General features: G+C 48.8%; 27 protein-coding genes. 17 read left to right on the top strand and 10 right to left on the bottom strand.

The window, feature by feature from the left end:
• Positions 1 to 152 precede the first annotated feature (152 nt).
• The 3 genes from ABT58_RS03685 (at position 153) to ABT58_RS03695 (ending at position 2397) form a co-directional block, all read left to right on the top strand.
• The gene (locus ABT58_RS03685; protein ID WP_047873018.1) at positions 153 to 1037 is read left to right on the top strand and encodes a LysR family transcriptional regulator; all 885 of its coding nucleotides are present in this window, start codon (positions 153 to 155) and stop codon (positions 1035 to 1037) included.
• A 248-nt stretch (positions 1038 to 1285) separates the two neighbouring features.
• Positions 1286 to 1504, top strand: a complete 219-nt coding sequence (locus ABT58_RS03690; protein WP_047873019.1) for a hypothetical protein — start codon at positions 1286 to 1288, stop codon at positions 1502 to 1504.
• Positions 1505 to 1812: 308 nt separating this feature from the next.
• Positions 1813 to 2397, top strand: a complete 585-nt coding sequence (locus ABT58_RS03695) for a hypothetical protein (RefSeq protein ID WP_047873020.1) — start codon at positions 1813 to 1815, stop codon at positions 2395 to 2397.
• Positions 2398 to 2528: 131 nt separating this feature from the next.
• Here the strand turns inward: ABT58_RS03695 and dcuC are convergent, their stop codons facing one another.
• Positions 2529 to 3899, bottom strand: coding sequence for a C4-dicarboxylate transporter DcuC (gene dcuC / locus ABT58_RS03700; RefSeq protein WP_047873021.1), 1371 nt, complete (start codon positions 3897 to 3899; stop codon positions 2529 to 2531).
• 194 nt (positions 3900 to 4093) lie between these two features.
• Positions 4094 to 5014: a LysR family transcriptional regulator gene (locus ABT58_RS03705; protein WP_047873022.1), complete on the bottom strand. Its 921-nt coding sequence runs from the start codon at positions 5012 to 5014 to the stop codon at positions 4094 to 4096.
• A gap of 123 nt (positions 5015 to 5137) precedes the next feature.
• Here ABT58_RS03705 and ABT58_RS03710 point away from each other — a divergent pair, with 123 nt between their 5' ends.
• Positions 5138 to 5452 carry a monooxygenase gene (locus tag ABT58_RS03710; RefSeq protein WP_047873023.1) on the top strand — a complete coding sequence of 105 codons (315 nt, stop codon included), beginning with the start codon at positions 5138 to 5140 and terminating at the stop codon, positions 5450 to 5452.
• A gap of 60 nt (positions 5453 to 5512) precedes the next feature.
• Positions 5513 to 5890 carry a hypothetical protein gene (locus ABT58_RS03715; RefSeq protein ID WP_047873024.1) on the top strand — a complete coding sequence of 126 codons (378 nt, stop codon included), beginning with the start codon at positions 5513 to 5515 and terminating at the stop codon, positions 5888 to 5890.
• Positions 5891 to 6021: 131 nt separating this feature from the next.
• On the opposite strand, the gene ABT58_RS23940 is transcribed toward ABT58_RS03715, so the two are convergent.
• The 3 genes from ABT58_RS23940 to ABT58_RS03720 form a co-directional block, all read right to left on the bottom strand.
• Complete coding sequence (locus ABT58_RS23940) at positions 6022 to 6162, bottom strand: hypothetical protein (RefSeq protein ID WP_156168808.1); 141 nt, start codon at positions 6160 to 6162, stop codon at positions 6022 to 6024.
• A gap of 36 nt (positions 6163 to 6198) precedes the next feature.
• Complete coding sequence (locus ABT58_RS24460; RefSeq protein ID WP_268248431.1) at positions 6199 to 6321, bottom strand: hypothetical protein; 123 nt, start codon at positions 6319 to 6321, stop codon at positions 6199 to 6201.
• A 189-nt stretch (positions 6322 to 6510) separates the two neighbouring features.
• Positions 6511 to 8850 carry a hypothetical protein gene (locus ABT58_RS03720; RefSeq protein ID WP_047873025.1) on the bottom strand — a complete coding sequence of 780 codons (2340 nt, stop codon included), beginning with the start codon at positions 8848 to 8850 and terminating at the stop codon, positions 6511 to 6513.
• 234 nt (positions 8851 to 9084) lie between these two features.
• Here ABT58_RS03720 and ABT58_RS03725 point away from each other — a divergent pair, with 234 nt between their 5' ends.
• On the top strand, positions 9085 to 9978 hold the full coding sequence (locus tag ABT58_RS03725) for a hypothetical protein (RefSeq protein WP_053062948.1): 894 nt from the start codon (positions 9085 to 9087) through the stop codon (positions 9976 to 9978).
• A 119-nt stretch (positions 9979 to 10097) separates the two neighbouring features.
• On the opposite strand, the gene ABT58_RS03730 is transcribed toward ABT58_RS03725, so the two are convergent.
• Genes ABT58_RS03730 through ABT58_RS03745 form a run of 4 tightly spaced genes read right to left on the bottom strand, consistent with a single transcriptional unit; the run spans position 10098 to position 15363 of the window.
• Positions 10098 to 11870: a hypothetical protein gene (locus ABT58_RS03730; protein WP_047873026.1), complete on the bottom strand. Its 1773-nt coding sequence runs from the start codon at positions 11868 to 11870 to the stop codon at positions 10098 to 10100.
• Positions 11871 to 11876: 6 nt separating this feature from the next.
• Positions 11877 to 12467: an ECF-type sigma factor gene (locus ABT58_RS03735; RefSeq protein ID WP_047873027.1), complete on the bottom strand. Its 591-nt coding sequence runs from the start codon at positions 12465 to 12467 to the stop codon at positions 11877 to 11879.
• Between the two features lie 46 nt (positions 12468 to 12513).
• A complete protein-coding gene (locus tag ABT58_RS03740) occupies positions 12514 to 13947 on the bottom strand; it encodes a hypothetical protein (RefSeq protein ID WP_047873028.1) in 1434 nt (477 codons plus the stop codon).
• A gap of 6 nt (positions 13948 to 13953) precedes the next feature.
• Positions 13954 to 15363, bottom strand: a complete 1410-nt coding sequence (locus tag ABT58_RS03745) for a serine/threonine protein kinase (RefSeq protein WP_082210942.1) — start codon at positions 15361 to 15363, stop codon at positions 13954 to 13956.
• A gap of 468 nt (positions 15364 to 15831) precedes the next feature.
• Here ABT58_RS03745 and ABT58_RS03750 point away from each other — a divergent pair, with 468 nt between their 5' ends.
• A complete protein-coding gene (locus ABT58_RS03750; protein ID WP_047873029.1) occupies positions 15832 to 17070 on the top strand; it encodes an NRAMP family divalent metal transporter in 1239 nt (412 codons plus the stop codon).
• Positions 17071 to 17215: 145 nt separating this feature from the next.
• On the opposite strand, the gene ABT58_RS03755 is transcribed toward ABT58_RS03750, so the two are convergent.
• Complete coding sequence (locus ABT58_RS03755; protein ID WP_082210938.1) at positions 17216 to 18193, bottom strand: LysR family transcriptional regulator; 978 nt, start codon at positions 18191 to 18193, stop codon at positions 17216 to 17218.
• Positions 18194 to 18472: 279 nt separating this feature from the next.
• On the opposite strand from ABT58_RS03755, the gene ABT58_RS03760 reads away from it, so the two are divergent.
• The 10 genes from ABT58_RS03760 to ABT58_RS23370 all read left to right on the top strand — a co-directional run bounded on the left by ABT58_RS03760 (position 18473) and on the right by ABT58_RS23370 (position 26584).
• Positions 18473 to 19465, top strand: coding sequence for a porin (locus ABT58_RS03760; protein ID WP_047873030.1), 993 nt, complete (start codon positions 18473 to 18475; stop codon positions 19463 to 19465).
• Between the two features lie 57 nt (positions 19466 to 19522).
• Positions 19523 to 20008 carry a copper chaperone PCu(A)C gene (locus ABT58_RS03765; protein WP_047873031.1) on the top strand — a complete coding sequence of 162 codons (486 nt, stop codon included), beginning with the start codon at positions 19523 to 19525 and terminating at the stop codon, positions 20006 to 20008.
• Positions 20005 to 20631, top strand: coding sequence for a cytochrome c3 family protein (locus ABT58_RS03770; RefSeq protein WP_047873032.1), 627 nt, complete (start codon positions 20005 to 20007; stop codon positions 20629 to 20631). Before ABT58_RS03765 ends, ABT58_RS03770 begins: the two co-directional genes overlap by 4 nt.
• A complete protein-coding gene (locus tag ABT58_RS03775) occupies positions 20624 to 22291 on the top strand; it encodes an Lcl domain-containing protein (RefSeq protein WP_047873033.1) in 1668 nt (555 codons plus the stop codon). The genes ABT58_RS03770 and ABT58_RS03775 overlap by 8 nt, the downstream gene beginning before the upstream one ends.
• A gap of 53 nt (positions 22292 to 22344) precedes the next feature.
• Positions 22345 to 23529 carry a YncE family protein gene (locus ABT58_RS03780; protein ID WP_229821753.1) on the top strand — a complete coding sequence of 395 codons (1185 nt, stop codon included), beginning with the start codon at positions 22345 to 22347 and terminating at the stop codon, positions 23527 to 23529.
• Positions 23530 to 23576: 47 nt separating this feature from the next.
• Positions 23577 to 24206 (top strand): SCO family protein, encoded by a 630-nt coding sequence (locus ABT58_RS03785; RefSeq protein ID WP_229821754.1) that lies wholly within the window; start codon positions 23577 to 23579, stop codon positions 24204 to 24206.
• Positions 24203 to 24790 (top strand): TlpA family protein disulfide reductase, encoded by a 588-nt coding sequence (locus ABT58_RS03790; protein WP_146147231.1) that lies wholly within the window; start codon positions 24203 to 24205, stop codon positions 24788 to 24790. The genes ABT58_RS03785 and ABT58_RS03790 overlap by 4 nt, the downstream gene beginning before the upstream one ends.
• A gap of 11 nt (positions 24791 to 24801) precedes the next feature.
• Complete coding sequence (locus tag ABT58_RS03795) at positions 24802 to 25161, top strand: c-type cytochrome (RefSeq protein ID WP_229821755.1); 360 nt, start codon at positions 24802 to 24804, stop codon at positions 25159 to 25161.
• A gap of 169 nt (positions 25162 to 25330) precedes the next feature.
• Complete coding sequence (locus ABT58_RS03800; RefSeq protein ID WP_047873036.1) at positions 25331 to 25828, top strand: GNAT family N-acetyltransferase; 498 nt, start codon at positions 25331 to 25333, stop codon at positions 25826 to 25828.
• A gap of 264 nt (positions 25829 to 26092) precedes the next feature.
• Positions 26093 to 26584, top strand: coding sequence for a hypothetical protein (locus tag ABT58_RS23370; RefSeq protein ID WP_053062950.1), 492 nt, complete (start codon positions 26093 to 26095; stop codon positions 26582 to 26584).
• Positions 26585 to 26798 lie beyond the last annotated feature (214 nt).

Genomic DNA, 26798 nt, shown 5'->3' on the forward strand with positions numbered 1-26798 from the left:
GCCACATGTTGGCCTTAGATGAATCTGTGTGCTGGATTTAACGAGCAATCCACTAAAAGCTGTAATACGCATCACAGTATGTTGCTACTGATTTTGAGTTAGCTATCTGTAAATATATATTCTAGGTAGGTGAATCAACAGTGAGTAGGTATATGGGGCATAATTTAGACATACAGAGCATTTATGTTTTGGTGAAAATGTATGAATTACGCAATGTTAAATTGGTTGCTGATGCATTAGGGAAAACGTCCAGCGCGATCAGCAAAATCCTCTCTAAGTTGAAGACCCATTTTGACGATCCCCTGTTCATTCAAGGGCGGTATAGCTTTGAGCCTACCTTGTTCATGGATACGAACATTATCCATTTTGAACATATCTTAACGACATTCGATGCCATTCATCACAGTGATTTTTCTCCGCAAACATTAAAGCAGGAAATTATCCTTTATGGGCACGCGCTGTTCTGGGATAACTTTGGCGATAAGCTTTATCTGGAGTTACGGAAAGATGCGCCATTAGCCAAAATTTCCATGCGTAATTGGAGCTTAGAGGCACGCGCGCGTTTAGTGGAAGGGGAGAATGCGGTTTTATTGAATACCTATGACGATACGTTGCCTCAGGTCATTCTTCAAAAAACCATTTGCGAACTCACCCCTATCTTTTATGTGCGAGAGGCACACCCCGCCCAAACCATCGATGAGCTGATCCAATATCCTTTTGTGATCACGCGAAATCCAGGCTGGAATGATGTGCGTTATCCTATTCTGGAACGCTTGTCAGGTGTAGGGTACCAAATTACGCCTTGTGTGGAAGTGGAGAACATATCCGCCATTGAAAATATTGTCCGTCAGTCGGATCATTTTTCCTTCACGATGTCACGACTCATCCCTAACGGTTGTCGTGCTATTTCATTACCCACTATGTCAGATCTCAACATTAACTGCGTGATGAGCTACCATCGTGCAAAGCAAAAAGATCCTCAAAAAGAGTGGTTATTCCAAGCCTATAACCGTGTACTTAGCCAAACGAAAGCGTAACGCTTACTGATCACGCGTAGGATTGTTGTTTCAGTTTGCGTTAATTGATTGTCCTCCCTTTTATCCATCTCTTCGCCTGTATTTGTGTTGTTCATACATGCTTCATTTAGTGTTTGTGTGAAATAAGTCACTCTAATTTCCAAAATGGAAAGTCAGGGTTTCCTCTACATGTGACATTAATCACAGTAATATTATTCATGTCGAGAGGGGAAAGCCTCTACATACAAACAACGAAGAAGGTATATATTATGAAAAATGCACTTATCATCGCGCTATCCATCTTCTCTTTGTCTGCTTTTGCTGCGGGCTCAGCAGGTTCAAATAACGGTCTAAACGGTGACCTTATCCAACAAGCAAATGCTGAAGGTCTATCTATGGAACAAGCCACTCAAGGTGTTGCGACTGGCCATATTTCAGCGAGCGGTAACATCTCTCAAGTGACCAAAACAACCCATGAAGCGAAATAATCACTGATGCTCAAGGATGAGCTGCTTTTCTCTCAATGGTTGAGATATCTTTCTCCGCAAACTCCGCAAACTCCGCAAACTCCGCAAACCCGTTGGTCTTAAATACTCCCTCTATTCGTCATTTTTTACCTCTCTATTGTGTATTGCATTGTGCTATGTGAACTCGTCATCAATGTTGCTGAGTGAATCTGTGACATGAAAGTGAAATTGACGGGCAGCTGCGGTGGATTGCTTTCTTACTACTGAAAATTAAGACGGTTCACGATAAGATAACCGTAATACGATCAAGGAGTAGGAACAATAAGGATATGAATCAGCGAGCGCGTATTATTACTTTGGCGTTCGGATTACTGTGCGTGATCCCCGCCCATGGCGAAACCTTTTCCGACAGCCCCTCTCATTTACCGACAGACGCGCAAAATCCGGTCGCTGTGTCTGCGTTTTCTGTTTCTTCTGATACCCCAGCAGAGGCGCCGTTGCCACTTTCAGATGTGCTTTCTGCTTCAACGGCGACACATGATGTACAGGCAGTATCTGAGTTGCCGACAGAGACGGCGGATCCGCTTTCTTCGCCTTATGCTGCGGCACCTGATAACAATGCGCCCGCTGCGTCTGAACGTCCGCTGGGTGAGGTGTTTATCGATAACTCTAAATTAGCCAGCCAAGCTGTTGAGTTTTATGGTCAGGGCAGTCGGCCGGTCAGCAACGGCGGTACTGATCGCCACAGTGTGTATCAGGATAAAGATGCGGTGGATCCGACAGAGTTTGGTGGTGGGGTGAAATTCAATGCCACGGATAACTTCAGTATTTCGGTGGAAGCGGGTGGAGAGCTAGAATCAGATGATTCGGTGGATGTGGACAGTGGTGCGGTCAAGTTTCAGTTGAGTTATTAGCGCTCGCTATTTAGTACGAATACGCGGTTATATCAGCGATAAAAAACATGCCGACAGGTTTCCCTTGTCGGCATGTTGTGTTTTAAGGCCTCGCGTCACAAGTGCGAGGCTTTGTAATCGGAAGGGAAAGCTTACAGGCCTACGATCAAAGAGGCTGCGGTGGAAACAATCAGCGCGCCAATCATTGGGATAGCCGTACGTTTAACCAGTTCAAACGGTGATACATCAGCCACACCGGCAACGGCCACGATAGCCCCTGTGATAGGTGACATAGAGCGCGCAATACCAGACGCTAACTGCATCGGCATTAGCATAGCAACGGCGTTAATACCGACCTTGTTTGCGATATCCGGCACCATTGCGGCGAACGAGAAGAACGGTGCGTTACCAGAACCCATCAAAATCGCAGCCAGTGTGATGATCAGTACCATCATGATGATCATCAGTGACGGTGAAATGTTGGCGCTGATGGCAAAGTCGATCACGCTGTCCAGCAAGCCTGTCACTTTCATACCGTGTGCAAACACCTGACCAGCAATCACCAGTGTTACCACGCGGGCGAATTGTTTACCCATGCTGTCAAAATACACGAAGATGTCTTTAAACACATTGCGCGCACCATGGCGTTGTCCTTCACAGATCATGGCAACAGCAATAGAAATAAACATGGCTGTAACGACATCAATATTAACGTTTATATCGATGTTAAGAGCCTCAAGCACCATTGGGCTGAATGCCATGATCAATGCGAGTGGGATCATTGGTAGTAAAGCGTACAATTTTGGTGGAGCGACTGTGATTTCTTCTTCTTGAATATCCACAGGTCCTTTATCGGTGTCACGGCGGTCAAACCATTGTTGAACAAAGAAGTGCAGCACGGCAATCGTGATCATTGTCGCAATGGCTACAGGGAGCTGATAATTCAAGAAATAATCAGTAACTGACAGATCGGCGGTTTTCGCGGCCAAGTTAGCGTTGCCAGAGGCAGGCCCCAAGTCCAAACACGCGGTGGTGGCGATCACGGCAACGGCAGACATTTTACTCACACCCAAACGCACCAGAATTGGGTACAAGGTGACCATCAGTAGCAGACCCAAACCCGATGCACTTGGAATGAAGATATTGAGCAACTGGCCAATGATGTAGCCCATTGCCATCACCAAATACGGAGACTTGAAATAGCCCAGCGGTTTAAGTGCAATGTTCACCAGTGCGCGAGATGCGCCGATGTGATCCATGTATTTCGCGAAGCCACCTACGGCCATGATGATCAAGCCCAATCCTGCCACGGTTTTGGAGGTGGTAACTTTGATGAAGGTGAACATATCCAGCCAGGCGTTGCCACTGGACGCGCTTTCAGGCAGTGGGTTGCCGGTATTGGAGATAATGGCTGCTGCCATCATGAGTAGCCCCCCTAAGAGGAGGGTGGTTTGTGGGTTGAACTTCTTATAAATGAGTGTCCCCACCGAGAAGATGACGACAAGGCTAAAAATGGTGACCACGAAAAACTCCAGTCAAATGTGATAGTTAATTACTGATAGATATAATATTTAATTAACTTTTCACAAACGATCACAAGTTGTCATGGTGTGGTGCGTTATTACGCAATCATGACCACCATCAAAAAAATGCTTTCTCTCAATAACGTTAAATACCGATAAAAAAACAGAATATAGCTAGGGAAAAAACAATTCCCTTACTTTTCTGTTTTTTCAGTTGTGTGCGGGCATTGCGCACAAATTAACGCATAGAGCTGTTTTGCCGCAGGACCCGTCTTTACCCCGTGTGGCAGAGTCACGTGGATCGGCACCTGATAACGGTGGGCTTCTGCGATATCCAGTTGCACGATGTCCTGCTCTTCGCCATGGCGTCCCATGCGGTTGAGCCAATGTTGTGGTAAACGGCAGAACCCCAGCCCCGCCTTCACCGCTTGCCAGGCATGGTCAAAGTTATCGACCGTGATCCGTTGTTGTGATTTCAACCAGCCTACATTTTGCTTGGACAGTTTACTGTCTGCGCCTAAATCACGGATCACGATTTGTGTTTGTGTCGTGAGATCGTTGATGTGCAGATCGGCTTGTTGCGCCAAGGGATGGTGTTTGGCCACCACCGGGATCATATTGACGGTACCTAAGGCTTCAGCCGGATAATTGGTGACAGGCAGGTTGATGATCGCAATATCGGCTTTACCAGAGAGTACCGCATCGGTCGTGCCAGAAAGCGAGGTTTCTATGATCTGCACGGATGTTGTGGTGTTCTCCGCCAAAAAAGTCGCTAATGGGCCATATAGCCATTGGCGATCACATAAGTGATCAACCGCCACGGTGATTTCTGATTCTACCCCTTGTGATAGCTGCTGGCTCATGTGCTCTAAGTCGCGCGCCTGATCTAACAGGCTACTGGCACGGCGTACCAAGGCCTTGCCATCTTCTGATAACACCGCGCGCCGTCCTTCGACAGTGACGAGTGTGACACCCAGCTGATCTTCCAGCTTACGGACGGCATAAATTAACGTGGTGTGGCTTTTGTTGAGGGCCGTTGCGGCGGCTTGGATACTGCCATGGCGGTCGATTTCGTGCAGCGTCAACCATTGGTCAAGGGTGGTTTTTAGTCTCATCTGTCAGTTATTTCCACAGTAACGTGCAGTTTTATGAACTTTTTTGTCGAATTTCTCTAAGTAATATACCACTCAGACAGCACGGCCGTGAGCCAAAACAGTTTGAACACAGAGGATAGAGTAATGACACAGATTTTACTGCAAGTGGATTTTACCCATCAGGGACCATTCGGTGAGGAGATGGCACAGCAATTGGCAGGCTTAGCGGCCTCCATCAATCAAGAGCCGGGGGTTATCTGGAAAATCTGGACAGAAAATGCCGCAGAGCAGTTAGGTGGTGGGATCTACTTGTTCGAGAGTGAAGCATCAGCGCAAGCTTATCTCACAATGCATACTGCCCGTTTAACCGCGATGGGGATCACAGGCATTCGAGGCTGCTTGTTTTCGGTGAATACGGCACTTTCGGCCATTAACCATGCGGATTTCGCGTCGAAATAATCCGTCGATAGCGACAATGATACTCAGCACAATACAATCACGATAAACACGAACGATACGATGAAAAACAAGACCTTTTTTACGCTTCATACGGCCATTTACGGCACCTTTGCTTTTGCGCTTTTTGTTTTACCGGCCTGGATGTGGCCATTGTATGGGGTGCAGGTGAACGATCAATATGCGTATTTCCTGTCACAACATAACAGTATTTTTCTGGGTGGCATTGCGATGATCAGTTACTTGTTCCGAGAGGTGCAGGATATGCAAGCTAACCGTATGTTGGTGAAAGGCTTAATGCTGACCAATGGGCTGGGTTTTGTGATCACCTTGTATGCGAGTGTGATTGGCATTTTCACCGGTTTTGGCTGGAGCGATCCGGCGTTCTTTGCCGTGATGTTGGGGCTGAGTGTGCGTCAGTGGCGATTGAATGCACAGTGAGTGAGGCATGCCGTTCGTTGTGATATCGCCATATCAATAGATGGCTTTATCTGAATAAAAGAGTGAAGAGTAAAACGGGCCAGAGCAAGGCCCGTTTTTTATTTAGCCACTACAACCCCTCACTATTGTCGTCAGCGGTAAGTATTTTTATCCGTTAATACGTCTTCTTGTTCATGAGAGAGTTTCTTCATCCAACGTGCTCGCACAGCCTGTAAGTGGGCGTTATGTTGTTGCTTAATGCGTTGACGAAGTTTGTTTTTATTGTCACTCATGGTGTGTATCCATTCGTTGGTAGCAGAAAAGAGAGATTAAAACGTCAGAATGTGTTGGCAGTCTTTGCATTGATAGACGGCCTTATACATCAGTTTTTGCAGCAGGGTGCGTTTTAGGCGGATCACATTACGGTGCGCGCAAGGCGTGGATGCGGTCATGGTGGAACATTCCTTTGTCATTGAGCTTTTGTTATTACATGCAGTTTGAGGCTGATTGTTAGTAAGCCAAGATATGCATTTCATCAAGCAAGATGTTGAGCGGTATTCTTTGAGTGCTTGATGGTGTTAGAGCATACCGTGGTTGAAGAAAAGCCCCGCAATGCAGGGCTTTGTCTAGGTGTTGGCGAATTATTCGTTATCGCCTTTGCCTGTCCATGTCATGTTGAACTTAATGTTTTCAACATATTGGCTGTTGTCGTTGAATGTCGAACCAATGAAGCTATACACATTACCTTCTGTGAGCTCAGGGTTTTCAGCATTCGAGAGGTTGAAGTAAACACTTGCGTACTTGTATTTTTCATCATTCACTGTATTACAAGAGCCACCGATATAGTCATTGTAACCATTTGAATTAACAGTTGTGATGTCAGCACCAGACAATGTGTAGGACTTATACATGTCACCCATGTTTGCTTCACACGTAAAATCTTGGTTAGGTGCATCAAAATTCATGTAAGCACCAAGGACACCTTGCTTATTTTTAGCAATTGCGAAGCTGACATCAGCAAATACCCATGTATTGTCTTCTTTGCCAGGAAGGTACATTTTACCTACGCGTTTTTCTTCCGCGTCATCTGACTTCACATTGATGCGTTTTTCAGCATCGGCTTTGCGGCTGAAGTAGGTGTAGCGCTCAGGCATTTCTGGCTCATCTGCTGATTTCTCAGTTTGTGGAGTCAAGATGATCGTCTTAGCACCAGTAGAAATCGCAGCTGCATCCGTTGCTTTGTCGCTGTTGATGGCGTAAGCGTAAGACTCTTCGAGTTTTTTTCCATTTTCTTCAAACGTGTAAGTCGCGATCAGAGTACCATTGGCATCGATTTCGTAAGAAGCTTCAGGGTTTAGTTCAAGCTTTGTTGGACAAGATGTTAGGCTGCTTGCAGAACGAGAACTTTCATAGACCCCGCCATTTTCAAACTTGATGGCATCACACCATACACGCGAGTAGTTATTAGACGCGATGCCATCGCCGTCATCTGAGCCATTTTCTAGTACGTACCAGATTCGATTTTCAAGAGAGCGGCCATGGCTTGGCGGTGGAGCTGTACCTTCTTTCACAGCAGGCAGTGTGAATGTTGTATATGCTTCTTCTCCATGGTCATCCTTTACAACAACACGGAAGGTTTCACCTGCTGCGTATTCTTGAGTTGGCGTACCCTCAATGGTCTGCATTGGCTGATCAATATCAGGGATAGATAAACCATCAATAGTGATATCCGTTCCCCAGTACTGTGCAACGTTACCATCGGTGTCTTTAAATAGTGCTGATAGGTCAATAGAGCGATCGAATGGTTCACCCGCGCGCAAATCCCATGTGTTAATTTCCGCTTGTAGTTTTGCTTTTTCAGCATCAACTAAAACTGGCGCTTGGTTCAATAACTCAAAGTTTAGGACGAACACAGTGGTAACTGGTGTTAGGTCGTTACCGTCAGAGTCAACGTCCATTGCAATCAGTGTGATGGTGTTATTTTCTGGGCGAGTGACTGGACCTGGCTCAAGAGTTAGCTCATTGCCTTCAAGTGTTACATTGATACCAGAACCTTTTAGCGAGCCAGAATCAACTTTAACCTGAACACTTGATTTTTGGTCGTTATCAACAAATAGCTTATCGATGGATACTGTTACACCCTCAAAGTTTTCGCCTTCACGGATTAGCTTCGGTAATTCGGCAATGACAGCGTCTTTCTTATCTGCATTAACAATCAGTTTGCTGTTTGTGATAGAGGTTAGAGAACCTTTATCATCTTCGACAATAATTGGCGTGTTTTCAGGCTTGGTGATGTCTTGGCCATTTTTAACCATTTCATCTACGGTTACTGTTGCTACTTCAGCAAACTTCGTCGCTTTTTTCTCGTAGTTTGCTGGGTCTTGTGCTTTTGATTCCGTCAGAATCTGAGCGGTTTTGTGCAACTCTGGGTTTGCATCTTCACCTTTAACGAAGTCGCTGTACAGATCAACAGAGCCACCTAGCGCTGTATTTACAGTAGCTTCTGCAGCCTCAAGGCTCTTACCTGCAGCAACTTCGATCGCCACTAGGTCAGTGATCGGTGAAATTACATCAGAATTGTTTGGTGCACGGAATACCACTTCATGTGCCATCGCTTGGCCAGGGTGGTCCATATCGACAGTGTAAATACCGGCGTATTGGCTACCTAAGTTGATAAGTTGTGATTGTGCTACGCCATTCGGTGTAATGGTTTGAAGCGCAAGTACGCCATCTGGTTTCTCAGACAGTATCACTTGGCCTTTTTCGTTAGTTAGACCGAGAAGGATTTCATTTTTATCCCAAACGCCGTCATTGTCCTGATCAACAAACACTGCTGCGTTTTTGAAGTAACCATCAAAACCGGTGATCACTACGCCGCCTGGTGCTGGTGGGTTGCCACCATTGTCACTGTTGTCAGAACCGCCGCCACAGCCTACAAGAGCAAAAGCCACCGACGCGGCAAGTAAACTAACCTTCTTCATTACGTACATTCCTTTAGAAAAAACCGAATGGAAATTCTTGTTATCACGTTGCCGAAACAGGGGGGACCCATCGGCAGGGTGCTATTTGTACGGGTTATGAATTTGCGAAACAAGGCACGAAAAAGACAAAAAAAACCGTAAAAAATATTTTTGTTTTTTTATGTGCGGAAATATTGGCAAATAAAAATTCTCCGTTAATATCCACCGCCACTTTATGGCGTATGGATGAACGAAATGAAAATGCGTAGTGGTTTGAATGAGTTAGTGTCAGGTGTGGGTGTCTGTGCGGTGCTGTCATTGGGCGTGGCACCCGTCGCCGTTGCGGCAGAGACCCCTGACTATGGCTATTCATACCTGACAATGGGCGTCGAAAATATTACTTACCAAGAAGCGTTTTTGGGCAGTGGCGGCGCCGTATCAGATGTGACCACATCAAGTCCGGTATTAAATACCGGCGGTTTGTACTACGTGAACGACAAGTTCGATTTCTCTATCGATGCGCTGGCGACATTCACACCGCTCGGGGCGACAGAGCGGTGGGAAGATAACCAAGGCAAGGCGTACCAGCAGAACCAGTTTGAGTACCTGCGCACCTCCACCAATATTTTGGTGCATTACAAATGGCGTGACGATGTGCGCGTGGTGTTTGGTCCATCGCTGACTTACCAAACTTATAAGCGCTACGGCTTGAAAGGCCTGAATGGCTATCAAAACCCAGTATTCCGAGAAGGGGATACGTGGGAAGAAAAGTCTACGGATATTTTCATGGACGCGGGGATCGCCTATGACAGCGGCACGCTGTTTAATGCGGAAAAATGGCGAGTGAGTGGCCGTTGGATTGCCGGTATTCCGATTTGGAGTGTGACGGAAAACACCAAGTTTGAAAATGTGTCGTTTGATGACTTTGGTTTCCGTACGTCATTGGAAGCGACGTTAAGCTACGAAGTGATGAAAGGTTTGCACCTGGGTTGGTTTGTGATGCTGGGCTACGAGTTCCGTGCAGAGTCCGATCCACAGACCGTGAGCTTCATTGACAGTGAAGGGGAGTGGCAACAAGGCACGGCATGGTTGCCAGAAGCCAAAACCTACACCTTTAACACCGGCATTCAGGCGTTGTGGAAATTTTAAAGTTCTCGGTCATTGGCAGTGATTATCGCTAATTGTACTGCCAACGACCAAGAAGTGGTTTGACGTTCTACGTTAGCTATCCTTTTCAGGGCATCCCTGAGATGCCCTGCTTTTTTCGATCACGGTGTCATGTAATCGGGATTGTGATAGCGAAGGTTGATCTTAAACTCTTCAACAATATGGGCGTATTCTGGCTTTGGTCGGATCACGAAACTGTAGATGTTACCCGGTACAAAGTAGTCATAGCGTCGATACTGCATCCCGAAGTACACATAGCGGCGATTCCAATCTTCGCGGTAGTGCACACCACAGTGAATGGGCGCGCTGCTCCATGGATCGGCGGAACTGGCGACAATATCGCCGGTTTCCCCTTCACCTGCCAGCACACTGCTCTGCCAGAAGGGCAGCACTTCGTCACAGGCTAAGTCGCGTAACGGGGAATGCAGATTCCAGTCTGAATCAAGGCCAGGATAAGAATCATGCGGTCCATACAGGTACACGTAATTACCGGCGATACTTTGCAAAAACTGCCCGTTCTTGAGCGGCACGAGATAGTCAAACATCTCCATCTCAAAAGGTATACGCCCGGTGTCGACATTCAGTCGGGCTTCCATGGCTGAGCGGGAACGTTGCAGCGTATAGCTTTCCACGTGTTGATCGCTATAGACCGTGGTAAACAGGTTTTTCACCCCTTGGCGGTACCATGAATCGTACATCCATTTTACATTCCAGCGTTGTTTACCATGCATGACAGACGTGGTGCTGGTGATGATTAAATCTTCTTTATCATCAATGGTGTATTCACCTATTTCCTGCAATTGGCTCTCTAACGGACAATGGGTTTTGTTGTCGGCGGCAGCAAAAAAGACCAGCCCGTCTTCAAATCGCCACGCTTCGCAGTAGACCACATCATAGTTGTAGTAGGTACCGCCCAATAATTGGGTGGTTTCTAAGCGGAAAAGCGTCTCGCCTTCTAATGGATGAGGGGCTTTGTCATCAGCTGGCACCATCGGGCGCAAGGAGAAATGGGCGGTCACCCATTGCTGATGCACGTGTTTATCATCTTGGGCTTCAATCACCAATGAAGGGAAGTTGACAAAGGTCTGCGGCATCCCTTGCACGCGTATTGTGGTGTTACTTGGCGACGTTTGAACACCAGGAATGGAAATATATGCCCGAACATGAATGGGATCTCCTTCCGGATCGGTAAACAGATTATCAATCGGCAAGGTGTAACGTACTGGCATTTCTTGGGTGAATGCCCAGTTAGTGACGACTTTCTGTAGTTGTGCCCGTACCGCATGATTAATTTGCGGTGGATAGTTCACGCCTTCGGTCTGGTGGTCGACAAATTCTTCCCATACTTGTGACTGTTTATCCCCGATCGGGTAACCATACCGAGGGGTACTTTTTGTGTCTTGAGGGGAGGTTGTCACAAGATCCGTTGTGGTACTCACTGTATCGAGAGAAGACTCGGTATGCTCACTGACCGTTTCAGATACATTGCGTGCTTCGTTCGTATTCTGGTTGTCATTGGCCGCGTCATCATCTTCGGCCGTGTTTTTATCCGTCTCTTTATTATTCGGACTTGCTGTCACCGCGCTGTTATTCGACGCACTTGCGTCTAATGCTGGCGAATGTTGGCTGGTAGACGGCACTGAATGTCCCTGCAACGGAGAGGTCGCAGAGTTGTATGATGAGGCTGCCCCCGCCCCTTCAGCGGACAAGCCATTTTCTTGTGCTGCCAGAGAGACATTCTCGCCCTCAAGCTTGTCTGCTACCGTGTTTTTTGCCGAGCCATGGGCATCAGACGATAAGCTGGCCCAATACCCACCGGCACAGGTTGCAGCGATCACCACGCCCAGCAGGCGTTTAATATTCGAGTTTTGCATGCAGGGTTAAGCCATCCGCGTTTGTAGCCAGCTGCGTGAGAATTTGAGATCTTTTTCAATCAGGCTGGCACTGCATTCCAGCAGTTCACTGATTTCCTGATTTTGCATGCCCATCAGATACTTGAGTTTGAGCGCATTGGACTGACGCGGGTAGCGAACACTGAAGCTGTCGAGGGCTTTATCGATGGTGATCAGCTGCTCGAAGCGGTTTTCTCGCTCATTCGTGTCTGGTGCGCCTGCAATGGTCGTGAGTTGCTGGCGTTTTTGCGCTTGTAGTGTGCGTGCATTATCGATCAGGATTTGGCGCATCACTTTGGCGGCCATCAGAAAAAACGTGCGCTTGTTTTCGATGTCAGCCAGTTCGCTGTTCGACATTTTGATATAAGCGTCGTGGATCAATGCCGTGGTGCTGCTGATGCTGTCGGCCAACACGTGATTGTCGATGCCGTACTTTTCAGCGTTGCGGGCGCGCTCTTGTTGGGCAATTTTACGCAGTTGCAGGTAGGCGAACTGGTAAAGCTGGCTTTCTGCCTGTTTATCTCCGGTTTGCCATTGCTGGATAATTTGCGTCAGCGGTTGAGATGACGATCCTTGCATGTTGAGCTCCTGATGGTGTGGACCATGTATTGAATGAAAGGGCGCGTTAAATTTGTTTTGCTAATTCAGTGATCGTGTTCGTTTGTAAGTTTTCCGAACCATCTGCCAGACGTGTCAGGGTTTGTTCATAACGGTACAGCATGCCTTGATCCCAGTTTTCACCGGCAGGCAGGTATTCCCATGTTGTCAGTTTTGGTGGCTGGTCTTGTGGATACCAACGCACGGTCACGTTCATCTGTCCGAGTTTGGCTTTTTGTTCCTTGGCATTGAGCCACCACATGTCGCCGTAGTCAGCGGTGACATTTTGCGCGTAAGCCTGGCGATCATCGGGGCAGGTTTCGGTGTCTTTCGGGCCTTGCCAGACGCGATCTTTTTCTACCAGCAAACAGGTATCGTGAATATCGGTACCTTTAAACGTGGTGGCTTTCCAGATCCCCTCATAATCGATCTGATGGCCTTTTTCCTGCGGATAGGTAAACCACATCATCTCTGACTGATTTTCGTGGCGGATATGCGGCAGCGGGCCGAGGCCTTGCACTTTTTCCATGAATAACTGGGTGGTTGGGTCAAAATTCAGCGCAAGAGTACGGTATTTCCAGTCTCCCTCATCATCATAATTGTCGACGAGAAAACCATTCAAATCGTTGCGGGTGCAGCCTTTTATCCCGCAACCCACCAGGCCTTGGAGATCGGAAAAGTTGCCAATGGGCTCTTTGATGATGTTGGCTAACGCCCCTTCAGGGTCGAGGTAGCAGCCATGGTACCGATCACCGATGCTCGGATACTGCACAATATCAGATGGGGTGATCATGTAGTGCATTTCACCGATTGGGGTGTTATAGCGAGGTCGGTGAATGTAGCGCAAATCTAAAATGCAGTAGTGGCCATCGTTATCCCGCTTTTTGATCTGAATATTGGTCAAGCGGCGGTTCAGTGGCGAGTAAATCACGTCATCAGAGGTAAAGTGTTGTTTAATAAATTGTTCACTCTGATTGAGGTGAGCCACGGCTTTTTCAACCGACACCAACTCCACATCCAACTTGTCTTTCAGGCTATCAAGCAGGTTTAAATCCAACGTGCGCAATTGCTCCTGAAACGCCGGATCTGCCAGCATTTCACCCATCAACTCGATTTCCGTTTGATCTTCCGGGGTTTCGTCCAGCGACAACAACAAGCGAGTCATGTTGATACTGCGACTTGGCATGGTGGTTGACAGGGTCGGGGTGATCACCGTTTGCCCAGACAGCTTAGTGAGTAAGTAAGCACTATTGTCTTTACCTAAGTAAAAGCTGACCACATCACCAGGGTGATAGTTAAACGCCCCTTTTTGCGTGTAGCCGGTCAGGTTAGAGCTGGTCTCGTAATACAAGCCCGTGACGGGGGAATCAATGAAGTACCCGATCTGTGGTTGCGGCGCTTTCGCCAGCGTGACAGGCGATAGCAGCGAGAGTGCGAGAAGGGGAAATGGGGTTGGTTTCATGCCGGGTTATACCTGTTTGCTGATGCGGTTGCTGTTCGTTGGGTGACAAATGGCTTTGTTGATGATGGGACTCAGGTTTACAGAGTGAGCCTTTGGTGTGGTGCACTGCATGTCATCCATCTTGGGTTTTGACAAGTTAGGTTTATTCGGCGCAGGCGTCATCATGATCATCAACAAGCGTTGTTTGACCGATTTAGGCAGATCCGGGTTGGATAAAATACGGCGTCGCGACAGATCCAACATGGCACCCACCGACATCAGGGCGTTTTCGCTGCCACGGGCATGGAACATCATGCTGGTTACCTCAAACATCATGTTTTCAGCCACCAGTTTTTCTTCGGTCAAACGGTGGTTTTGTACCATCAACACCGAAGAGAACGCCACGGCACAGACAACGAGTAATGCGACCATGGCGGCTGGCAATGGTCGACGTTGGATCAGTTTTTGCGTGCAATACAGGGGCAAATGTTGCTTCAGTGAAATCGGCCGGTAGAGCTGTATGTGTTCAATATCCTGACGTAATTCCGTGGCACTGGCATAGCGATCCTGCGGATCATGGGCAGTGGCTTTTTCTATTACCACTTGAATATCACCGTGAGCCTGTGGAAACAGCATGGCCAGAATTTTCCCTAACGAGAAAATGTCACTTTGTTGGGTTAAAAATTGTCCGGCCTGATGTTCAGGGCTGGCATACTGCTCACTAAACGCAATGAGTTCACCGGCATTCACATCATTTTTGCGATGACGTGTTTGGGTCAGGTTAAAGTCCAGCAACTTGGGCTGAAAATCACGATCGACCAGGATATTTTCCGGCTTGACATCTGCATGCAGGATCTGGTTTTGGTGTGCGTGCTCAATCGCATGGCAAATTCGCTTAAACAGTGTCAGTTTACCTTGGGTATCAGGCTTGTGTTCATGGACAAAACGGTCGAGGGTTTTCCCTTCCACCTTTTCCATCACAATGTAAACGCACTCTTCATATTCCCCGCCATCAAAGACTTTAGCGATACACGGATGATTAAGGCGAGCCAGTAATTGCGCTTCTGTAAACAGCGCACGTTTACCCAAAATTTGGATCAACGTGGGCTGGATGAATTTAATCGCCAGCTGCTGTTCAAAGGTTTCATCGGCACGGTGTGCGGCATACACGACCCCCATGCCACCACGGCCCAGTTCGTGCGTCAGTTGATATTTATCAATGGTACGGCCGCTGAAATCTCGATCCGCCTCCACCAGTTGATCAACGTGAAAACCTAATAGCTGGGTGAGCTGAGAATCGCTTTGTAACAGAGGGAGCAGCTGTTGGTAGAGTGCCGGCTGGGTATGTGCGAGATCCTGTAAAAAGGAATGTTTTGCCTCTTCACTGAGATCCAGTAAATCGTAATACACCTGTGTAACGGTTGAGCTGTCTTCCACGAATAAATACTTACTGCTGCACTGAATGGTTGTCGGTATTTTTTGTGATACCGGTCGCAAAATATTGCTAGTGCGAATATTGTATTGCAAGTCACCAGCATTGCCAATGGTTTGCTTTGTAAGTAAATTTTTTGTATGCAAACGGTTTTTTATCCGTCTGTGATGTGGCGGGGGTGTTATTCCTTTTGGGTATTCACTGGTTATTTTTGCAACACATTTTGTTGGATAAAGTAGACAAGGGAGGGCGATGAAGAGGCGAAGAAAAAAGCACCGTGTCTTTTTTTGTTGATGATGCAATTTTCTGTTGACTCCTTTTTGTTAAGTCATTAGTATCCGCGCCCAGCAAACGATTGCTCGCGACGGGATACCTGTTGTTATTGAGCATTCCCCTCTGCTAGGTCAGCTGATCCCGGTCAGTTGTCTTTCTGTTTTTATAAAAGAGAGAGACAATTTTTTTGGGATATTGGCATGACCGTTAGCACCTCTACTTGCAGCGCAACCCGCGCAGATCTATCACAGCCAGCTTCTTGGCAGAATAAAGCGATTCTTAGTGTTGCCTTTTTGATGGCCACCACGTCTGTGGGTCCGGGCTTTCTGACGCAAACGGCTGTTTTTACCAATATCTATAAGATGGACATGGCCTTCCCTGTGTTCGCCTCTATGTTTATCACCTTCGGTATCGTGATGAACTTGTGGCGCATCGTCGGTGTATCTGGCCTGCGTATTCAGGATATCGCCAACAAAATCGCCCCGGGAATGGGTTACTTCATCGGTGTTCTGCTGGCACTGGGCGCGGTCGCCTTTAACTTTGGTAACGTGAGTGGCTCTGCACTGGGTATCAATGTGCTCACCGGCGTGGATACCACGTGGGGCGCGCTATTTACCGGTGCGATTGGCTGCTTGCTGTTTGTGGTACATAACGCCTCGAAGCGCATGGATCAGATGGCACGCTACCTGGGCCTGTTCATGATTGTACTGATTGCTTATGTGGCCATGACCAGCTTGCCACCGATGGGTGAGACCATGGTCGCAGCAGTGATGCCTACCGATATGGGGAGTCTGCTACTGCCGACGTTGACCATTGTGGGTGGTGCCGTGGGCGGTTACTACACCGGTGCCCAGCGCTTGGTGGACATTGGTCTGCAGGGTGAAGAGGACGTGGGCGCCATCAAGAAAGCGGCATGGGCGGGTATCTCTATCGCGGTGGTGATCCGTATCCTGCTGTTCTTGGCGGTATTCGGTGTGATTGCAGCGGGTGCAGTGCTTGATGGTGCAAACCCAGCGGCCGATGCGTTCCGTCACGGTGCGGGCGAGGTAGGTTACTTCATCTTTGGCCTGGTGCTGTTTGTTGCCTCTATCACCTCGGTAGTCGGTAACTCTTATATGGCGATTTCGCTGATTAAGACCCTGTTTCCAGTCGTTGCGCGTAACGAGAAAGCATGGTGTGTGGGCTTCATCGTCGTGACCAGCCTTGGCACGGTATTTATGAACATGCCACTGCTACTGTTGATGTTAGCGGGCCTGGTGAACAGCATCATCCTACCGATTGTACTGGGTACAGTATTGGCTGCGACACGTCGTAAAGACATCGTCGGTGACTACAAACATCCTGTTTACCTGTCAGCAATGGGCGCATTGATTGTGGTGATTATGGCTGCGGCAAGCTTTAGCAACATCGGTAACTTCGTGAGCAAGTTCATCGGCTAATTGCCATCATCAGTCCTCAATGTGCAAACACATATCAGGACAAGACATCCTCATTGAAAAAGCCGTCACATCATGTGGCGGCTTTTTTGTTATTGGATGTTATCGCGACGTTTTTAATGCACAGACGGTGTGCTGAAAAACGACATTAAGGATGAGCCGGCATTGCGGCGTACGAGGAGAGTGGGGCGGCGGGTACCACTTTCATTCGGTTTGGTCCGCTGTGTGTGTTGCAATGGCTGCTGATGTATTGGCGCAATTCTGTCATGAAGACGGCAAAGCGCTCCGGTGTATATTGACGAGATCGGTACACGGCATAGAGTTCTCCCCATTGGTAATACTCACAGTTAAACACGTCAACAAGTTCCCCTTTTTCCAGCAAGTGGTTGATCTGATCCAGTGGGATCAGGGCGATACCCATGCCGGCCAATGCTAGATTGGTCGCGATATCCACAGAATCCGTTGAAATCGTGCCGCTCACATCGACCACACCTTCTGTCTCTTTGCTTTCCCACTTCCAACTTAACTCCTGATTCGGGCAATTGGTATTGGTAATGCATTGGTGTTGAGAGAGTTCTTGTGGGTGACGCGGCAGGCCGTGCTGCGCGATATATTGCGGTGAGGCGCAAAAGACACGACGGTACTTGGCCAGTGGTTTGGCGACCAATGACTGATCACAAGGCAGAAAGGGGGCGATCATGATGTCGCAATCGGCCATTTCACGCAGATTGGTCGGGTGCAAGGTGGTCAGGTGCAGGCGAATGTGCGGGTGCTTGGCACAAAATTCCCGGAAAAAGGTTTGGCTCAGCCAGCGTGCCATCGGGTGTAACAGCCCCAGTTTAATGTCACCGCGCAGATAATCCTGATCGTCATGCAGGCTGTCGAGGGTGTTATCCCATTCCTGCAAAATACGTTGGCAAGACTCCAGAAACACCCGGCCTTGTGGCGTCAGGTGGATCTGATTGCCGCCTCGGTGGAACAGGCGCAGTTGCGTGGTTTGCTCCAGCTGGTGGATTTTGCGACTCAGCGTCGACTGGTTGATATTCAGGTAGTTGGCGGTTTCAGTGAAATTCAGTTTCTGTGCCAGCAGGCAGAACATCCGTAGTGTATCGATTGGAAAGGCCATGTGTGTCTGTATCAGTATGTCGTTAACCGCCGACATTTTATCAGTATGGGGCAAGCGAGGCATGCTTTATACCAATATTGAATGGAGTGCATATTGGTCAGCACTTTCTTGAATATCCATTTAATATGTTGATTTATTGAGTTTTTATAAATTATGAATGCGTTTTTTTGCCGGTATGCATGTTCTGCATGACGGTGATGCCGTTCCGCTGGTTCTCCCTTGCGAATGCTATTCATATACTCGCCACCGTGAAAAACTATTTAAAGTTGTGGCAAAGATATGAATAAAAATAAACACCTTTCTCTTGTGTTGGCATTGCTGCCAGCCCCCCTTTTTGCACAGACGCCGCCTGCCGATAGCATTACTGTCCCGATGCCGACGGTTTACGGAGATATTCGCGCCCAAGCCGCATGGCATCAGGATAAGGATTACACCACCGATATTTATCAGGCGACGGTCGGTGCGATCGGCAATCTGGGGTATCAGGATCTGAAAGTACGCTATCAGCTCGAAGCGGAGTATTCGGAATCAGAACATTCAGCAGACAAAGATAACGATCTGATCGTGCGTGAAGCCAACATCATCACCATGTTGCCGCCGTGGGGGGGCTTATACATCGGTTCGGGGACCACAGGAACCTGGGCGGATCTGTATAGCAAGGTGGATATCTTTGAAAGTAACAACATGGAACGCCACAGCGACAACCTGCTGTTCGGTGGTAAGCGTTATGCCACTAACCAGTTGGCCTACATGACGCCATGGTGGGGCGGTTTTCAATTCAAAGTGGCCGTTGTGAGCCCGAATGACAGCAATAACAACGATGCCGACATCATTGGTTTGCGTGCGCTGTATAAGCAGGACAATTTCAGTTTAGTCGTTAACCATTCCTGGACAGACAAAGTCATGCTACCGGCCGGTACTGAGCAAGATAGCCAGCGCACCTTGATTGCCATCAGCTATCAGTGGGCTGATCTGTACTTGGGGGCAGTGGCGGAGCTGGATTACGACGCACCTTACGGTGAGCGCCAAGTGTATGGCGTGTCAGCAAAATATACCTACGGTAACACCGCTTTCAGCTTGGGTGCGCAATACGCGGACTGGAACAATGCGGCAGTGGAAAACGAAGTGCTGGGGCTGGCTAACGTGCGCCATGACCTGAATAAGCATCTTGCCGTGTTTGCTGAAGGTGCGTTGTACAGCAAAGACAAACCAACCGTGACCCAAGGCGCCAAAAGCGACAACGTTAACCTGGGTTTGATCGTCTCTTTCTAACGGTGGCGTCTTGCTCATTATTCGCGCTATTACCCTCATCCTTTAAGGAGCCCAACCATGAAACGCTTGCTTTGCTCGGCCTTACTTGGCCTGAGTGGGCTGTCGGCCCAGGCAGCGGTGACGGTCACCGACTGTGTGATCCGAGAGCCTGCCCCTGGGACGGATAAAACCGGCCTGTACTTTACTGTGAACTATCAACCAGACGCTGAAACGGCATCACTACGACTGCCGGCCCCTGAAGCCCTCTATGGCGCAGCCGTACCGGCCTTGACCAGTTACACCGAACTGCATGACATGACCCATGTGGATGGCGTGATGACCATGACGCGTATTCCTCAAGTGCAGGTGAAACCTAACACCAGTTTGTCTCTCACGCCGGGGGGCAAGCACGTGATGTTGTTTAACCTGACCAAAATGCCAAAAGCCGGTGAGCAATATCCGGTGGAATTGTGGTTAGCGTTTGATCCGAACGCGACCTGTATGGCGGAAGTGAAAACCTCGGCGCAGATCGCCGCAGACAACGCTGGGCAGGTGACGCCATGAAAAAATTATTAACAGGCATTCGCAGTGTCAAAGGCGCAGTGTTTGCCGCCATTTTGACCATTGGTGGTGGGCTGGGTTTATTAGCCGCGCTACCGGCCAGTGAAGTGATGCATGCTCTGAGCACCAACGAATTTTGTAGTGGCTGTCACACCATGACACCAATGGCTGAGACCTTTAAGCAAAGTGTGCACGGCGGCAATAACTCACAAGGCTTTGTGGCCGACTGTGTGTCTTGTCACTTGCCTGAGTCCAATGTGGTGGAAGAGCTGTGGGTGAAAGGTACCTCGGGTATGCGTCACCTGTGGGGGGAATATGTGCTGCAGATGGATGCGCTGGACTACGACGCTTTGCACCCGAAACGTACCGAGTATGTGTTTGATTCTGGCTGTGTGAACTGTCACCGCACCCTGGAAGAGCGAGCGGCTGTTGCGACAGAGACATCGCCGATTTCCGATCAAACCCACCAGTTGGCGTTTGCCCGCAAAGACACGGACAGCAACTGGCAGTGTTCAAGTTGTCACTACGACATTGCTCACCCAGGGTTAAAGCGTGAAATGCGTCTGCGTGAAGAGTCGGTATTGCGTGATTTGGCGAAGTTCTCAGGAGTGGAAAACAATGGATAAGTCACTAAAAACGACAGTGCTGGCCACGTGTTTGATGGCACTAGGGATGAGCAGCATGGCCATGGCCGCTCCGGTTACGGACATCAATAATGGCTACGAGGACTACACCATCCGCCGTACGCCGGCAGATATGACGCCGCAAGAGCGACAGGTCGCCAACCGTAACATCTATTCGTGTTATTTGGGCTGTCACCGTCCGGCGGTGGAAGAAGTGCCGGAAACCCTGAGTCCGAAACTGGAAGGCTTTGATGCGCAGTATTTTTACGATCAGTTCGTGGATATGGACATGGAGCGTCAGGCTGGCGTGTCGTCCCAGATGAAAGAAATGGTGTACACCGTGCCGCCGAAAGAAATTGCGGACATGGCGTTAGTGCTCAGCGAGCGCACCATGAAATGGAACCCGCGCAAAGAGGTGGTCGAAAGCGCGGCATATCAGCGCGGCAAAGCGAAGTATGACGCGACCTGTAAGATGTGTCATGGCGAGCAGGGGGCCAGCACCAATCCGGCTTACCCACCGCTGAAAGGCCAGATGCCGGCCTACGTGTTTGAACAGATGACCGCTTACCGCGATGGCAAGCGTACCAACCGTCAGGCAGCAGTCATGGTGCCGTTTGCCAAGATGCTGAGTGAAGACGATTACGCCGATATCGTGGCCTACGTGACCGGTATGTTCTACACCCCGGTAGAGCGCCGTGAGTTCATTACCGGTAAAGGCATGCCACCAGTAGAAGGGTTTAAATTGCCGGATACCGGTCAGATCCAAAACTTCACCGATAAACACGGGGAAGACGTGGATTACCCGAAAAACCCGATGAGTTACACCATCAGTCCGTCGGGCAAAACCGTGATTGACGATAATACCAAGCTGATGTGGGAGCGTGACTCATCCCGTATCTGGATGACGGCCGATGAAGGTCAGGCGTATTGTGACAATCTGGAACTGGATGGTTATGACGACTGGCGTTACCCGTTGATGAAAGAGCTGCAAAGTATTGCGGACTTAGGGGAGTTCCGTCCGGCGATCAATACCGATGCGTTCCTGAACATGCCGCGTTTGAGCTCGGGCGTGTGGGGCTTCCCGGTCAGTGATCATCCGGATCACGCTTGGCACATTGGTTTCCCGGAAGGTCATATCATGGGCCAGCATACCGCATCCACCAAACTGGTGCGTTGTGTGCGTGCTGACAATGGCGCGGCGTACCACAACATGCGTTACGTGGATAACGGTGACGGGACGGTAACAGAAAAAGTGACCGATCGTATGTGGCAGCAGAACATCGATTACCAGCGCCGTAACTGGCTGGATTCGATCGACTACTGCGAAAACTTGGACTATGCAGGCTACAAAGATTGGCGCTTGCCGAACATCAAAGAGCTGGTGTCGATTGTGAACTACAACAAGACCTCGCCGGCGATTGATGAAGAGTTCTTCCCGAACACGCCAATCAAGTACTTCTTCTGGAGTAGCACCACAGACTTACCGGGGCCAACGCTGTTTGTGCGTCCGCTGCCACCGCGTAAGAAAGACCAAACTCCAGAGATGCTGGATCACCGCAAAGATACCGGTAACAAAGGATGGGCACAGGGTTACCAGATCGGCTCCGGTCTGGGGATGAGTAAAGACGTGGAGTTCTACACCCGTTGTATTCGTAACCCGTAACGCGCTTTTCCTGCCTATTTCAGTGCCCCCTTCATGGGGGCACAGGAGATCTTATGACTGTATTAACATCTGTGTTTTTCAATACGGCGGCACGCACATTTTCCGCCGTTACCTCTCGCGTCAAACGGCCCGCTTTTCATTCATTGCTGACGGGTGCCCTATTGTGTACCCAGTTGCTGATCAGTGTCTGTCAGGCCGATGAGCCCGGCCGTTATGATGACGGTGCCCGCTGGGCGTTTATTACCGATAAAACCTCTGCTCAGGTCGCGGTGGTGGATACCTTCTACCACAAGCATGTTGATACCCTGACCATGAAAGCCATTCCGACCATGATGGAAGTCTCGGATGTGCAGGACATGCTGCTGTACATCGACGGCAAAACCCCGCAAGTCTATGTGTACGATTTGGTGAAGAAGACGCATTGGGCTATGGCCGTTGAAAGCATTCCGCGTTCATTGGCGGTGGCGCCAGATGGTGCCCGCGTGGCGGTGGCACTGGATAATAAACTGGTGATGCTGGCGCCGCTGACCAACACCTATCTTGAAACCATTCCCAACCTTTCCATGCCCTACAGCCTGAACTTTGATACAGGCGGCTACAACCTCTACATCACCGATCAAACCAGCGGCAAAACCAAGATCTGGCGGGTACACGATGCGGCCATCACTGAGATCCAACTGGGCAGTGGCGGCAACGTCTCGGAAGTTACGCTTTCGCCGGATGCCCGTTTGGTGATGGTGGGGGACTTGGTCAACAACAACGTCAGTGTGTGGGATCTGTTCATGGAGCAAGAGTTTGCCCGTATTCCGTTGCAGTCGACGCCGTGGCGTCCGTATGTGAGCTCTGACAGTGAGCACATGATCCTCGCGGCGAAAAACGGGCAGGGGCTGGTGGTGAACACCTGGACCGGGCAAACCGTGAAAAGCATCGACTTTAAAGATACCACCACCGAAATTCGTACCGGCTGGCTGGAAAGTATTGGTGTGGTGGCGACCCGCAGTGGCCTCAACATCTTTAATCTGACCAGCAAAGAGGCCGCTAAGCACTTCCCGCTATCGGCACCGTTGGGGGATGTGGTGGTGGTCGCAGACTCCAAAACACTGTTTGCGACACAAGGTGGCCAGAGTCAGTTGTTGGTGGTGGATCTGCGAAAAGAGCGCCTGCTGCCTGCGCTAGAGACCGGCTTGAAAGCGCCGAACCTGATCGCGATGGGCCTGACTAACACCATCTGTCATTAAGTCATAGTAAGCAGCCCGTGAAGAGTGAAGAGTGAAGAAGGAGAATGATGATGCGACACACAGACAAGGAAACCCAAAGCCGAGGGCGTAAGAGCCGTGTAATGGGGATGATAATGGGAATGGCAGGGGGCGTGATGACCACTGTGATAACCCTGATGGGAGCGGTATCGTCAGCGCATGCCGCGCCGCTGCAATTCACCTTGCATGAAGCCTCGCTCGGGGAGGTGACGGAAAAGCAATGGCCGGATAAATACCTGTTCATTGCCATCGGCTATACCTCCTGTCCGGAGATCTGCCCGACCACGGCGATGGACATGGCTGGGGTGATGAACCGTTTAGGTGAAAAAGCCAAGCACGTAGTGCCGCTGTTTATCTCGATAGATCCGCACCGCGATACGGCCTCTAATCTGGCGCAGTATGTGTCTTATTTCCATCCCAATCTGGTGGGGTTAGTGGGCACTGACGCACAAACTAAAGCGGTCGCCAAAGCCCTGAAAAGCACCTATGGCTATTCCCGTGACGGCAAGCCGGTCTACCCACCACTGCCGGCACTCTATGAGGTATTCCACTCTACCTATATGTACTTGTATGGCCCGGACCGTGAGCTGATTGACGTATACGGTTATGGTGACGGGCCAGAGAAAATGGCGGCCCATATCGCGAGGGAAATCCCGTGAGACGACAGAGTGGGGGAGCGAGATGGCGTGTCGGTTTGTTGCTACTCAGTGCGACTGGCGCGTCACCGGCATTGGCTGACCAAGCGGGTTCACAGTGTGCCGTACCCGCCCCTTTTGTTGCCATTGATGATCCGCAGATCTGGATCCAGCCGCTGCAAAAGGCGTTACCCGCATCGCATCAGTCAGTATTCACGACACCGGTGACACTGATTAACTATTGGGCGGTATGGTGCCCGCCGTGTCGTAAAGAGTTGCCGATGCTGGCCAAGATGCAAGAAACGCTCGTCAGTTCGCAAGCCCCGGCCAGTGTGGGTGCCGTGCATGTGGGCAATCACTTACCTGCGATAACGGCCACCTTAGAAAAACTGGCGGCCACTTCGCTGGGCAGTGAGTTTATTGAAGACTTTAATGCGGTGCGGCAGTTGGGATTTAAGGGGCTGCCAGCGACTGTCGTGACGGTGAACGGCCTGCCACAGTATCGTGCGGATGGGTATTTGCATACTGATCCACAGGTGCTGACGGCGTGGTTGACGTGCCTTGGCGTAAACCGCGCACAAACCATTACACGGAATGAACAAAAATGAGAGGAAAAATCATGGGACGATTTATGCGATATAAGCACATTAGTGTCGCCATTAGCCTGTGGCTGTTAGGCGGACTGTCTGTTGCCTCTGCATCGGTATCGGCGAGTGAAACCGGTGAGCAATTGTATAAAAATCCGGGACGCGGTGGATGTATTCAGTGCCACGGCGAAGCCGGCAATGGACCGGTGATCCCAATGTACCCGAAAATCGGCGGCCAGTCAGAAATCTACCTGTATAACCAGATGATTGATTACAAAGCCAAGCGCCGTAAAAACGGATTGTATGTCCCGATGGAAGTGGCCATGCAACCGTTTAGTGACGAAGAAATCCGCGCCATGGCACAGTATCTGGCACAACAAAAAGCGTTTTGATGAAGCGAGAAGCGCTCGGTACAGAGACGAGATCGTATGGCATCAATGAGAGGAGGGAGGTCAAGATAGGCCTTCCTCTTTTTTTACGTAAGAATAACTATCTATAGCGGATCAACGTCACTACAATGCGCGCCAAACCATAAGTCATACAATAATAAGAGAGTAGAGCATGAGTGTGATTGTCAGAGAAGTCACGGTTCAGGATGCACAAGGGATCACTGATGTGCTTAACCCGATTATCACGGAAGGGTTATACACGATTTTGGACTGCACGTTTACGGCAGAGGAAGAAGCGGCCTTTATTCAAGATTTTCCTGAGCGCGGTGTGTTTCAGGTTGCCACCAATGAAGCAGGAAAAGTACTGGGTTTCCAAAACGTCGAGCCGTTTGCGTCGTACACCAAAGCGTTCGATCATGTCGGTATCATCGGTACGTTTGTGGATGCTGACAGCCGTGGTCAAGGCGTGGGTAAACAGTTGTTTGCGGCAACGATTGAAGTTGCCAAGCAAAAGGGCTACGAGAAACTGTTTGCGTATGTGCGTGCCGATAATGAACGCGCGCTGGCCGTGTACTTGCGCCAAGGCTTTGAAGTGGTGGGTACCGCTAAGAAGCATGGCAAAATCGGCGATCGTTATATTGACGAAATCCTGATTGAGAAGTTTTTGTAAGCCTATAAGTAAACGATGAGGTTCAATGGGCCTCATCTGGTCATCGTGCCACTCGGCGGCGCTGTTTCCTTTCTTTTGCTATCCCTCTCTACGTTTTGTTAGATTCAAAAAACATAAAACCCAAAGACGATCCAAAATCTTGAAATCAGACGTTGAACAGTGACGATGATAAGATGAAACTTCAATAATTGCGTATACCTTGGAAGGTACAGACTACAGCCTTCATTAAGTAGGTATATGTAACCTTATTAAAAAGAGGATGTAATGGGGTTATTTAAAAATATAAAAGATGGCTTTAGGGGAAAGCCTGACTTTTCATCATTACATGGGAAAACATATCAAATTGATGACCATTTGTTAACTTTCAGTGTTCCTCATAATGTAACTAGTAGTTCTGATTATCATAAAACAATTAAACTGGATGACTTTGATTGTTTGTCAAATATTGATCATCATGAAGTCGCATTAAAGATGGGGTATGTTGAATATTATTTCAACACTAAGATTGTTAATCCATTGTTACCTATAAATAGTCCAGGTAAAGTTTTTCTAAGGGTTAAACTTAAAAAATCCAATTTATGTTTAGATTATACTGAATCACTATCATGCTTTTTGGAGAAAAACTACTTTGAATATTTCCATGATCCTATCGTAAGTGATGACTCAATGCGTGGAATGCATACGAAATTAATGAATAAAGCTCATGACTTTGCAAATAGGTGCTGGGGGGTAATCCTGAGTCATCTGAGAAAATAAAGTAAAAACAAGATTTCTTATTGGATAGTTTTCTCCGTGCTTATCCTCCTATTAAATGTGCAGAGGTGGGTGTTGGAAATCATGTATTTTCGAAATATAAAGAGGGAAATATTTACCTGTTAAATAGATGCTCTCGATTTTATAATTTTCAATTAATTGATGATTACTTTATTAGTATTGAATTTCATTATGAGATTGAACAATCAATGGCTTC

This window comes from Photobacterium aphoticum, assembly GCF_001029435.1.
Taxonomy (GTDB): domain Bacteria; phylum Pseudomonadota; class Gammaproteobacteria; order Enterobacterales; family Vibrionaceae; genus Photobacterium; species Photobacterium aphoticum.